Genomic DNA, 12,557 nt, shown 5'->3' on the forward strand with positions numbered 1-12,557 from the left:
CAGCAGCTGGTTTTTTTCTGAATGTTGGGGTTCGCAATGATCCTTTTATTACGATGGAGGACCGTTTGAAATGGCGTTTCACTCAGCAAGAAAAAGAAACATTCTTAGCTGAACGGAATAGCTTTGCGAACAGAAAATAAAGCGTATAGTGATAATTAACCTCGCGAACCCCGCGTTTATTGAATCCACCCCGTATTCTAAGCCTCATCAAAAAAATCATCATTTATACTCCGAAATTCAAAATTTACTCATATCTTTATGATATCAAAATAATATCAAATTAAAAATTCAGTCATGGAAAAAACATTAAAACCCATTTCGGGTTATCTTACATTAGTCATTTGTTTGGCTTTATTTGTAGTTTCAGCCTACCTTTTTATTTCCGGGGTAGATCAGAGTATTACGTATGTTATTGTTGCTATGCTCTGTTTTCTGCTTTCCTGCTTTTTCTTAAAAGGGCTGATGATCATACAGCCTAACCACTCAAGAGTTTTAAACTTTTTCGGTAAGTATGTAGGCACTGTAAAAGATAATGGATTGTTTTTTATTAATCCGCTGTATTCGTCACAGAAAATATCATTGCGTTCAGAAAACTTACAGGGACAGACCTTGAAAGTAAATGACAAAATGGGAAACCCTATTGAGATTGCTGTAGTAATTGTTTGGAAAGTAGGAGACACCTATAAGGCGGCTTTTGATGTTGAACGGTACTCAGACTTTGTAAAAATGCAAAGTGAGGCAGCGGTACGTCATTTAGCGATGAGCTTTCCTTATGACAACTTAGAAGATGATCATGCACCCATTACTTTGAGGGAAGGCGGAGATAAGATCAATTCTATTTTGGAGCAGGAACTTACGGATCGTCTTTCAAAAGCTGGAATTGTGATTCAGGAAGCTAGAATTTCACATTTGGCTTATGCCTCAGAAATAGCAGGAGCAATGCTTCAAAGACAGCAGGCTACAGCCATTGTGGCGGCAAGAACCAAAATTGTTGAAGGAGCCGTAGGGATGGTGGATCTTGCACTGAAAAAACTTTCTGAAGGCAATATCGTTGAACTTGATGACGAAAGAAAAGCGGCCATGGTTAGCAATTTAATGGTGGTTCTGTGTGGTGAAAAAGCGGCAACTCCCATATTGAATGCAGGAACACTGTATAATTAATGATAATAACTACAATTTCTGCCTTGTCAAAATTATTGAAAGGATAAGGCGGAAAAATAAATCTTTGTGCATTTCGCATTAAAAACAGGAAAAATGAAATCAGAAAAAGCTCAGACCTCTTCAGAAAACAAAGGCAAAAAATCCTTTGTCATAAGGATAGATGAGTCTACTTATAAACTCCTCGAAAAATGGGCCAATGATGAATTCAGGAGTGTAAATGGCCAGATCGAATACCTGCTGCATCAGAATCTGGTCAATTCAGGGAGAAAGAAGAAGGAATAGTTTATTGACCAGCGAAGGTAAAACCGGAGAGGGCTGATCTTCGAAAGATTTACCCTCAATATTTGATTCTCCTTCTTCGCTCTGAATAACAGACAAGAGGTCTTAAACAGGCAAATAAGGCTTTTCAGGTATGCTTGTTCAGTTAAATTTATCATTTTACGTGTACCAGGCGTTCTATGATCCTTACCGTAAAAAAAGAAAGCTGAGAAATTTTCTCAGCTTTTTTTATTTCATACAGCTCTGAAGCGTATCTGCTCCAAAGTAGAATATTACGAGCCAAACCAAGCCTTTAATTGTGAAAAAAGCTAAACCTGCCCATCCCACACGCTTGAACCACTTTTTAAGCTTTGAGTTATTTTCTTGTGAATTTTCCATTGGTGAATATCAAAAAGATTACCCTGCAAAGATAAGCATGTTTATAATTAGTCCAAATAAAAAACATAGTAAAAAATTAAAGTTTTGAGGTTCATATAATATTTTTATCTTTAGAGAGAACGAAAAGTAAGATTTTATGTCAAAAAAAGTAAAGGATTTCGGAATCGAAAAAACACTCAAAAACCTTGGTATTAAAGAAGAGAATAAAGGGACTTCAGTGGGCGGAAAATATTTCGCTTCAGGAAAGACGATAGAAAGCATCTCTCCTGTAGACGGTAAGCTAATCGCTAAAGTAAAGACTTCCGGAGAAAGTGATTATGACAAAGTAATTGAAACGGCTCAGAAGGCATTTCAGGAATTCAGGCTGATTCCGGCTCCCAAAAGAGGAGAAATTGTAAGACAGCTCGGCCTAAAACTAAGAGAATATAAAGATGATCTTGGAAAACTTGTTTCTTATGAAATGGGTAAATCATTGCAGGAAGGTCTGGGAGAAGTACAGGAAATGATCGATATCTGTGACTTCGCAGTAGGACTTTCCAGACAGCTTCAGGGGTACACCATGCACTCTGAAAGACCAGGGCACAGAATGTACGAACAGTATCATCCGCTTGGAGTCGTGGGAATAATTACCGCATTCAACTTCCCGGTGGCGGTATGGTCCTGGAATACGGCTCTTGCATGGATCTGTGGTAACGTTACGATCTGGAAGCCATCTGAAAAAACACCTCTTTGTGCGATTGCATGTCAGAATATCATGACTGAGGTTTTAAAGGAAAATAACCTTCCGGAAGGTGTTTCAAGTGTATTGGTATCAGACCATGAGATCGGACAGAAGCTGGTAGATGATAAGAGGGTAGCACTGGTATCTTTCACCGGTTCTACGAGAGTGGGAAGAATGGTTTCTTCTAAAGTAGCGGAAAGATTCGGAAAATCTATCCTTGAATTAGGAGGAAATAACGCTATTATCATTACGAAAGAAGCTGATATCGATATGTCGATTATCGGTGCGGTTTTCGGAGCGGTAGGAACAGCAGGCCAACGATGTACTTCTACAAGAAGGCTGATCATCCATGAAAGCGTATATGATGAAGTGAAAACAAGGTTAACAAAAGCCTACGGCCAGTTAAAGATCGGAAACCCATTGGATGAAAGGAACCATGTAGGCCCGCTGATTGATACTGATGCTGTAAATCAATATGAAGAAGCGATCAAAAAATGTAAAAAAGAAGGCGGTAAGTTCATCGTTGAAGGTGGTGTTTTAACCGGAAAAGAATATGAATCAGGCTGCTACGTAAAACCATGTGTTGCAGAAGTGAAAAATTCTTACGAAATCGTTCAGCATGAAACTTTTGCACCGATTTTATATTTAATCAAATACAAAACATTGGAAGAGGCCATTGCGATTCAGAATGATGTTCCGCAGGGACTTTCTTCTGCAATCATGACCCAAAATCTGAGAGAAGCGGAATTATTCCTTTCACATGCAGGTTCAGACTGTGGTATTGCTAACGTGAATATCGGGACCTCAGGTGCTGAGATCGGAGGGGCTTTCGGTGGTGAAAAAGAAACCGGAGGCGGAAGAGAATCCGGATCTGATGCTTGGAAATACTATATGAGAAGACAAACCAATACTATCAATTACACCGCACAACTTCCTTTGGCACAAGGGATTAAATTCGATTTATAAAAGCTTTACTTAAAGCGCAAAAAAAAACAATAAAAATTAATAACCTGAATGATGGAATGTTTCATTTCCGGATCATTCCATCATTCACTTATTAAATCACACAACAATTTATTATGGAACAAACATTAGATATAAAAGCAAATAAAGTAAAAGAAACAGTAGGAAAACACGTTTTGGCAGACGGTTTTGACTTTGTGATGGATATTGAAAAATCTCACGGGTCATGGCTTTATGACAAGCTTACAGACAGAGAGTACCTGGATATGTTCTCTATGTTTGCCTCTGCTTCCATCGGATACAACCACCCTTATCTTCTGGAAAGATCGGAGTGGCTGGGTAGGATGGCAGTCAATAAACCCACTTTGGCAGATGTTTACTCAGAAGAATATGCCCATTTTCTGGAAGTCTTCGAAAGAGTAGTCATTCCTGAAGAATTACAATATGCTTTCTTTATCGAAGGCGGTACCTTAGGAGTTGAAAATGCAATGAAAGCATGTTTTGACTGGAAGACCCGCAAAAATTTTGAAAAAGGACTTCAGACCGAAGCCGGAATCTGTATTCATTTCAGACAGGCTTTCCACGGAAGAAGCGGCTATACTTTAAGCTTAACCAATACTTCCGACCCAAGAAAATACCAGTATTTCCCGATGTTCAACTGGCCAAGAATCTTAAATCCGAAACTGACATTCCCGATCACGGAAGAAAATCTTGAAGAAACGATGAAGAATGAGAAACTGGCTTTACTGCAAATAGAAGAAGCGATTCTGATGAATCCTGATAAAGTGGCCTGTATCATCATTGAACCTATCCAGGCAGAAGGCGGCGACAATCATTTCAGAGATGAATTCTTGGTGGGATTAAGAGCACTTTGTGATCAAAATGAGATCTTGCTTATTTTTGACGAAGTTCAGACCGGTATCGGAATTACAGGGAAAATGTGGGCATTCCAGCATTTCACTGCAAAGCCCGATATCATATCATTTGGTAAAAAAGCACAGGTCTGCGGAGTGCTGGCCAATAAGGAAAAATTTGACGAAGTTCCCAATAATGTTTTCAGGGAAAGCTCAAGGATCAACTCTACATTCGGAGGTAATTTTATTGATATGCTCCGTTTTCAGCTGGTGATGGAAGTTATTGAAAAAGAAAATCTTGTGGAGAATGCAAGAGTAGTGGGTGATTTCCTGCTGGAAAGCCTGAAAGCACTTGCTGAAAAGTATCCTGAGAAAATTTCAAATGCAAGGGGAAGAGGATTGATGTGTGCTATTGATCTTCCGTCCGGTGCCCAGAGAAACCATATGATGAATGAGCTGTTCAATGACGGATTGATCATTCTTCCGTGTGGAGATCAGTCTTTACGTTTCAGACCGCATCTGAATGTTACTAAAGAAGAAATTCAACTGGCTTTGGACAAAATTGAAAATAATATTGCTAAAATTTAAAACCCAGGATTTGTAATTTTCAAAAAATCATTGTATATTTAGATACTCAAACAATATAGAATATGGAAAGAAGTACGCGAGTATCGGTTTTTGAAAGTGATAACCCTTCAGAAATTCAGTTGGTTAAGTCTAAATTGGATGATGCACAAATTACAAACACAGTTGAAAATAATTATCTCACATTTACCACTACACCCACGGCTACGTCGTTAAAAGTTATGGTAGATCTTGAAGATGAGAAGAAGGCATTTGAAATTATTGATGCTTACCTTCAACAAAGCGAAAATCAATAAAACAATTTCATAATTTTAAATTTTACTACTTCGAACCGAAAATTAATTTTAATTAGTTTTCGGTTTTTTTAATGAACGACTAATTATTAAAAAGATTAAAAAAATGTAGGGATAGACTTTTGAAAAATGAGGCACGCTGTTTATCATTTTGTAAGGATCTGCATGCAAAAGATCAGCTGAGATTCCTGCGGAACGGCCAATATCCTAGCCCCGATAGAAACGGTTACCCCGCAACAAGATGCAGCTCTGGGCGCGGGAGTGAGGAGTATGAGTGGATAGCGGGATAAAGCTCCTGATGAAATACTGCCGTCTTAATTTTTCAATTCTTTATTCAATTTTGCAATTTAAATCAAAGAACAATGAATCCAGAAATTAAACTAAGAAAATCGGAAATTGAAGACAGGGACATTATTTGGGGAATCATCCAGCAGTCTATTGCGCGAAGGAAACAGGATGGCAGCACACAGTGGCAAAACGGATATCCCAATCTTGGAACCGTAGAAAGTGATATTGCCAAAGGTTTCGGATATGTTCTTACTGTTGATGGGGAAATAGCTGTATATGCAGCATTAATTCTGAATGATGAGCCAGCGTACAGCACTATTGAAGGAGCCTGGCTGAGTGATGGTGAATTTGTCGTGGTCCACAGGGTGGCTGTAGATGAAAAATTTGCAGGCCGGGGAATGGTGAAGAAATTATTTGACCATATCGAAGATTTTACAAGATCTCACGGAATTCAGAGCGTAAAGGTGGATACCAACCATGACAATATTGCAATGTTGAAAATCCTGGAAAGCAAAGGCTATTCTTATTGTGGAGAGGTCCTTTTAAGAGACGGAATGAGAAAAGCTTTTGAGAAGATTATCATTTGAGTAAAAAGTTAAATCTAGTTTCATTGAATTTTTAAAACACCTTGTATTTATAATCTCTATCATGTTTGTTCGTTTGGTTCCGAACTAATTTTTACTTTTGTTCAAAATTTTTATATTATGCACCAAAGTATAGAAATTGATGAAAAAATTTTTCAGGATGCCGTAAAATTCTACGGCACCGTTTTCAACTTACCCCCATTAGCTTCAAAAATTTACTCCTACCTTCTTTTCGATTATGAGAAAGTAGGGATTACTTTTGACGAATTTGTTGAAGTGCTTTCTGCAAGCAAAAGCTCTGTTTCTACAAGTATTTCACTGCTGCTGAATGCACAGCTTATTGTAGACCACAATAAAATGGACGAGCGAAAACGGTATTTTTTCCTCAACGATGAATACAAGAAAATAAGATTCGAGAAAATAGTTCAAAAAATGCAGGACGAATTGAAACTACTAGATGATTTAGACAATTTTAAAAAAAGTAACGACGATGGATACAACGAAAGAATAGAACATTACAAAATACTCTTAAACAAAAACATAGAAAATATTCAGGAATCTCTTAATAAACTATAAAATGAATAATAAGCTAATTATACTTTCTATTGCAGCGTTTTCACTGACAGCCTGTAAAAAAGAAGCTCCGAAGCAGGATGGCGCAAAGCCTTTTCCTGTGGTTTCTGTGGAGTCCAAAAATATAGTGGGTTACCAGACGTTTCCGGCTACCATTCAGGGTAGAGTAAACAATGATGTCCGTGCAAAAATACAGGGATACATTACCCAGTTATTGGTAGATGAAGGGCAATATGTTACAAAAGGGCAGCCTTTGTTCCGTCTGGAGACCAATATTCTGAATGAAAATGCAGCTGCTTCCAAGGCCGGTATCGGTGCTGCCGAGTCTACTATTGCAGCCGCGCAGGCTTCTGTAAATGCCGCACAGCTTGAGGTCAACAAACTAAAGCCTCTGGTTCAGAAAAACATTATCAGCAACGTACAGCTGCAGACCGCACAGGCCAATCTGGCCCAGGCCCAGGCCCAGTTACAGCAGGCTAATGCAGCCAAGAGACAGGCCGTTGCCAATTACAAAGGCGTGGAGGCCAATATTGAATACTCCATTATTCGTGCTCCTATTTCAGGAGTGGTTGGAAAGCTTCCATTGAAAGTGGGAAGTTTGGTAGGGCCGTCTGATCAGACCCCTCTGACAACAATTTCTGACACTTCTCAGATCTTTGCCTACTTTGCGATGAATGAAAAGGAATATTTTGATTTCCTTGAAAAAGTCCCGGGAAGTTCTATGCCGGAGAAGATCAAAAATCTTCCGATGGTGGAACTGCAGCTGGCGAATGGAAGCCTTTATCCTGAAAAAGGAAAAATCGAAGCGATTACCGGTCAAATTGACCCTGCAACAGGGACGATACAGTTCAGAGTAGGATTCTCCAATGCCCAAAAACTTTTAAGCAATGGAAACAGCGGAACCATTAGATTCCCACAACGTTATGATAACGTATTGGTAGTTCCTGAAAGTGCTACTTACGAACAGCAGGGTATCGTCTATGTATATAAAGTGGAAAAAGGAGATACTGCCAAAAACGTAGTGATCAACGTTATCGACAGAATAGACAATATGGCTCTTATAAAGTCAGGGATTAATAAAGGGGAAACTGTTGTAGCGGCTGGTATCGGAGGTCTGAAATCAGGAACGGTTGTAAAGCCGAGACCGGTCAAAATGGATAGTCTTGTTCAATCAATAAAACCGAAATTCTAATGATAAAAAACTTTATTAACAGACCGGTTTTATCTACCGTAATTTCAATCCTGATTGTGATTCTCGGTATTTTAGGACTCGTCTCGTTACCGGTGACACAGTACCCGGATATTGCTCCTCCCACAGTGAGTGTTACCGCCAACTATACGGGAGCCAATGCGGAAACTGTAATGAAAAGTGTGGTCGTTCCGCTGGAGGAGCAGATCAATGGGGTGGAAGGAATGGATTATATCACCTCTTCCGCAGGAAATGACGGTTCTGCCAACATCCAGGTTTTCTTTAAACAAGGGATTGATCCTGATATTGCAGCCGTAAACGTACAGAACCGTGTGGCGAGAGCTACTCCTTTATTGCCTTCCGAAGTAACACGTTCAGGGGTAGTAACGCAGAAGCAGCAGACCAGTGCCCTGATGTATATGTCTTTCTATTCTGAAAATAAAGACCTGGATGACGTATATCTTCAAAACTTTTTGAATATCAATATTATCCCTAACTTAAAAAGGGTTAATGGTGTAGGGGATGCCAACGTTTTCGGAGGTAAAAACTATTCGATGAGAATTTGGCTGGATCCTGCAAAAATGGCTGCATATGGAGTAACACCTACCGATGTTACCAATGCCATCAATGAGCAGAGTAGAGAAGCTGCAGCAGGTTCTATCGGACAAAACAGCGGGAGCTCATTTGAATATATCATCAAATATGTAGGAAAATTCAACGATAAGAGCCAGTATGACAATATCATCATCAAGGCACTTAACGATGGGCAAAACCTAATGCTGAAAGATGTTGCCAAAGTTGAATTAGCCGGTCAGTCCTATACCGGAATCGGTGAAAACGGGAACAATCCTTCCATCAGTATGGGGATCTTCCAGACACCGGGTTCCAACGCACAGGAAATTATTAAAAATATCAAAACATATCTGAAATCGGCAGAAAGTACTTTCCCTAAAGGCATTAAGTATACTTTTAACTTTGATACCAATGAATTCCTTGATGCTTCTATCGACAAGGTTGTACATACCCTGATCGAAGCGTTTATCCTGGTATTTATCGTAGTATATATTTTCCTTCAGGATTTCAGATCTACCCTGATCCCGGCTATTGCAGTTCCGGTATCAATTGTGGGAGCTTTCTTCTTCCTGAACTTATTCGGATATTCATTAAACCTTTTAACATTATTCGCTTTGGTACTGGCAATCGGTATTGTGGTGGATGACGCCATCGTCGTCGTAGAGGCCGTTCATGCGAAAATGGAGCACGGTATTTCTGATGCGAAAAAGGCTACGGTAGAAGCAATGGATGAAATTACAGGAGCGATTATCTCTATTACGCTGGTCATGGCATCGGTATTTATTCCGGTAACCTTTATCAAAGGGCCAACAGGAGTATTCTACCAGCAGTTCGGTATTACCCTGATTGTTGCGATCGTAATTTCTGCTATTAATGCATTGACGTTAAGTCCGGTTTTATGTTCTTTATTCTTAAAACCTCATGCAGAGCACCATGAAAAGTACCAGAGCATGAACTTTATGCAGAAGTTTTTCTATAAGTTTAATATTGCTTTTAAAACAGCGACTGAACGTTACGGAAGAGGATTTGTATTCCTGCTGAGACATAAATGGGTAACCCTGGTTATTTTTGCAGTGACTGCCGGTATTCTATATTGGGCAAGCGGTACGATGAAAAAAGGTTTCGTACCTACTGAAGACAGGGGGATTATCTTTACCGATGTACAGCTTCCTCCGGGGGCTTCCATGGAAAGAACCTATAATGTGCTGAAAACTCTTCAGGCTAATGCACTGAAGGTTCCGGGAGTACAGAATGTGACGATCTCTACGGGTAGAGGTTTCTTATCCGGAAACGGTAGTAACAACGGTCTTGCCTTTATTAAATTGAAACCATTTGACGAAAGGAAAAAAGACGGCCAGACTTCCGAAGATATTACGAAAAAATTATTCGGTATCTCAGGATCAGTTCCGGATGCAAAAGTTGTATTCTTCCAGCCGCCAAGTGTACCTGGTTTTGGTAGCAGTGCCGGTTTTGAGATGGTATTATTGGATAAATCCGGAGGTGAATATGCTGAACTTGATGCCAAAACCAATGAATTCATCGGCAAACTGATGCAGAGACCGGAAATTGAATTTGCCCAGACTTCATTTAATACCAAATATCCTCAGTACCAGATGGAAATCAATGTTCCATTGGCCAAACAGCTTGGGGTTTCTGTAAGTGATATTCTTGCTACAATGCAGGGATATATCGGTGGTATTTATACTGCTGACTTTACAAAATACGGTAAGCAGTTCAGGGTAATGGTTCAGGCACTTCCTGATAACAGAAAAAGCATTGATAACCTGAACGAACTGTATGTAAGAACCGGTTCAGGAGTAATGTCCCCGATCTCACAGTTTGTAACGCTTTCCAAGGCCTACGGACCACAGTCGGTGAGCCGTTACAACTTATTTACTTCAGTGAAGATCACAGGGGCTAACTCGGGAGGGTACAGTTCCGGAGACGCGATTGCTGCAGTACAGCAGGTGGCCGGTGAAACCTTAAACCAAAACTATGCGGTTGAATTTACAGGATTGTCAAGAGAAGAATTGGCTTCAGGATCTCAGACGCTGGTTATCTTTGGCTTGAGTTTGATTTTCGTGTACTTTATTCTTTCTGCACAGTATGAAAGTTATATCCTTCCGCTGATTGTTGTTATTTCTCTTCCTTTAGGGGTGATGGGTGCCTATTTCGGACAGAAGATCATGGGCTTGGAAAATAATATTTATTTCCAGATTGCGCTGATCATGCTCGTGGGGCTACTGGCAAAGAATGCCATCCTTATCGTCGAATTTGCCATTCAGAGAAGACATCATGGGGAAACGATTGTCATGTCAGCGATTAATGCTGCAAAAGCAAGGTTAAGACCGATCCTGATGACATCATTTGCCTTTATTTTCGGTCTACTGCCGTTAGTGCTTGCAAGTGGAATCGGGGCTGTAGGAAACAGATCGATTGCAACCGGTGCGGCGATTGGATTATTGATAGGAACCATTTTAGGACTTTTTGTTATCCCGGTACTGTATGTGATTTTTGAAACATTACAGGAAAAGATCAAACCTCTTAAGAAAGAAGACATCAATTTAGCAGAATAAAATTAATTAGAGAAGCTGGAAGTTAGAGCTTAGATAGTAGTCTAATGCTCAGCTTCTAACCTCTAGTTTCTAATTTCTAACTTCTAATTTTAAATAATGAAGAGTTTATTAAACATTATAAAAGGAATAACTTTTTCAGTTTTCATATTGGGAGCCATTACATCCTGTATGGCCAGAAAGGAATATGAAAGACCGAAGAACGTGGTTGACGAAAAGCTTTTCCGTACAGATATGCTTCCTTCAGACAGTACGAGTATTGCAAATATCTCCTGGAAAGAAATCTTCACAGATCCGATCCTTCAGGGGTATATTTCCAAGGCGCTGGAAAACAACCTTGATATCAGAATTGCTTTGGAGAGCATTAATTCTGCAGAGGCTTATCTGAAACAAAGTAAAGCTGCTTACCAGCCAACGCTTTCGGTTGGTCCTAACTATACTTTTCAAACGCAGTCTATCAATACGCAGTTTGGACAGATCATCGGATCAAGGCGTTATGTGAATCAATTTGATATTACAGCAAGTATAGGCTGGGAAGCTGATATCTGGGGCAAACTGAAAGCACAGGAAAAGGCACAGTTAGCGACCTATTTAGGAACCGTTGCAGCTCATAAGGCTGTAAAAAGCAGTCTGGTTTCTTCTATTGCTTCCGCCTATTATCAGTTGCTGACTTTTGATGCTCAGAAAAAGATCATCACGGAAACAATTGCGGTACGTGAGAAAAATTTAGAAACAACCAAGGCTTTAAAGACCTCCGGAACTGTTACAGAAGTAGCGGTACAGCAAAGTGAAGCTCTTGTTTTCAATGCAAAATCTTTACTGATTGATATCGATACACAGATACAGCTGCTTGAAAACACGATGAGCCTTTTAATGGGTGAACCGTCACATGCTATCGAAAGATCTACATTGGAAGGTCAGCAGCTCCCGATCGATCTGAAATTAGGATATCCTGCTCAGCTACTGGCTAACCGCCCGGATGTGATGAGGGCAGAGTACAGCCTGATGAATGCTTTCGAGCTCACGAATGCTGCCAAAGCTCAGTTTTACCCTACCTTGAAGATCACGGGAAGCGGCGGGGTACAGTCTGTAGACATCGACCATCTGTTCAGCGTGAATTCACTATTTGCAAATGTTGTAGCCGGATTGGCACAGCCGATCTTAAATAAAAGACAGATCAAGACCAACTATGATGTGAGTCTTGCCAATCAGGAAACAGCATATTTAAACTTTAGAAAAACCGTTCTTACCGCAGGAAAAGAAGTTTCTGACGCGATCAGAGTATTCTCGGTACAGGATTCTTTTATTGAACTGAAAGAAAAAGAACTGGATGCTTACAAAAAATCGGTTGACTATTCCCAGGAATTGGTTAACTATGGTATGGCCAATTACCTGGAAGTATTAAATGCAAGTGTTAATTCATTGAATGCGGAACTTAATATTTCCAATGCACGGTACAGTAAAATGAAAGCTGCTGTGGAGCTTTACCAAGCTTTAGGCGGAGGCTGGAAATAAAACTTCTTACAGGATAAACTATACAAAC

General features: G+C 39.9%; 10 protein-coding genes. All 10 read left to right on the forward strand.

Translation table 11 applies throughout. The features are described 5' to 3' along the window. Positions 1-294 precede the first annotated feature (294 nt). The 10 genes from MUW56_RS20960 to MUW56_RS21005 all read left to right on the forward strand — a co-directional run bounded on the left by MUW56_RS20960 (position 295) and on the right by MUW56_RS21005 (position 12,529). Positions 295-1,161: an SPFH domain-containing protein gene (locus tag MUW56_RS20960; RefSeq protein WP_292015024.1), complete on the forward strand. Its 867-nt coding sequence runs from the start codon at positions 295-297 to the stop codon at positions 1,159-1,161. A gap of 93 nt (positions 1,162-1,254) precedes the next feature. Further along, the gene (locus MUW56_RS20965; protein WP_292015025.1) at positions 1,255-1,443 is read left to right on the forward strand and encodes an Arc family DNA binding domain-containing protein; all 189 of its coding nucleotides are present in this window, start codon (positions 1,255-1,257) and stop codon (positions 1,441-1,443) included. Between the two features lie 511 nt (positions 1,444-1,954). Then, positions 1,955-3,505: an aldehyde dehydrogenase family protein gene (locus tag MUW56_RS20970; protein ID WP_292015026.1), complete on the forward strand. Its 1,551-nt coding sequence runs from the start codon at positions 1,955-1,957 to the stop codon at positions 3,503-3,505. Positions 3,506-3,618: 113 nt separating this feature from the next. Further along, entirely contained in the window at positions 3,619-4,944 is a 1,326-nt protein-coding gene (lat, locus tag MUW56_RS20975) for an L-lysine 6-transaminase (RefSeq protein ID WP_292015027.1), read from the forward strand. A gap of 62 nt (positions 4,945-5,006) precedes the next feature. Continuing rightward, positions 5,007-5,237 (forward strand): DUF2007 domain-containing protein, encoded by a 231-nt coding sequence (locus MUW56_RS20980; protein ID WP_292015028.1) that lies wholly within the window; start codon positions 5,007-5,009, stop codon positions 5,235-5,237. Positions 5,238-5,596: 359 nt separating this feature from the next. Continuing rightward, positions 5,597-6,109 (forward strand): GNAT family N-acetyltransferase, encoded by a 513-nt coding sequence (locus tag MUW56_RS20985; protein WP_292015029.1) that lies wholly within the window; start codon positions 5,597-5,599, stop codon positions 6,107-6,109. Between the two features lie 117 nt (positions 6,110-6,226). Then, complete coding sequence (locus tag MUW56_RS20990) at positions 6,227-6,682, forward strand: transcriptional regulator (RefSeq protein ID WP_292015030.1); 456 nt, start codon at positions 6,227-6,229, stop codon at positions 6,680-6,682. Position 6,683: 1 nt separating this feature from the next. Beyond that, positions 6,684-7,871, forward strand: a complete 1,188-nt coding sequence (locus MUW56_RS20995) for an efflux RND transporter periplasmic adaptor subunit (RefSeq protein WP_292015031.1) — start codon at positions 6,684-6,686, stop codon at positions 7,869-7,871. After that, the gene (locus tag MUW56_RS21000) at positions 7,871-11,017 is read left to right on the forward strand and encodes an efflux RND transporter permease subunit (protein WP_292015032.1); all 3,147 of its coding nucleotides are present in this window, start codon (positions 7,871-7,873) and stop codon (positions 11,015-11,017) included. The genes MUW56_RS20995 and MUW56_RS21000 overlap by 1 nt, the downstream gene beginning before the upstream one ends. A gap of 96 nt (positions 11,018-11,113) precedes the next feature. Continuing rightward, positions 11,114-12,529 (forward strand): efflux transporter outer membrane subunit, encoded by a 1,416-nt coding sequence (locus tag MUW56_RS21005; protein ID WP_292015033.1) that lies wholly within the window; start codon positions 11,114-11,116, stop codon positions 12,527-12,529. The last annotated feature ends 28 nt before the right edge of the window (positions 12,530-12,557 follow it).

The organism is Chryseobacterium sp. (assembly GCF_022869225.1).
Lineage (GTDB): Bacteria > Bacteroidota > Bacteroidia > Flavobacteriales > Weeksellaceae > Chryseobacterium.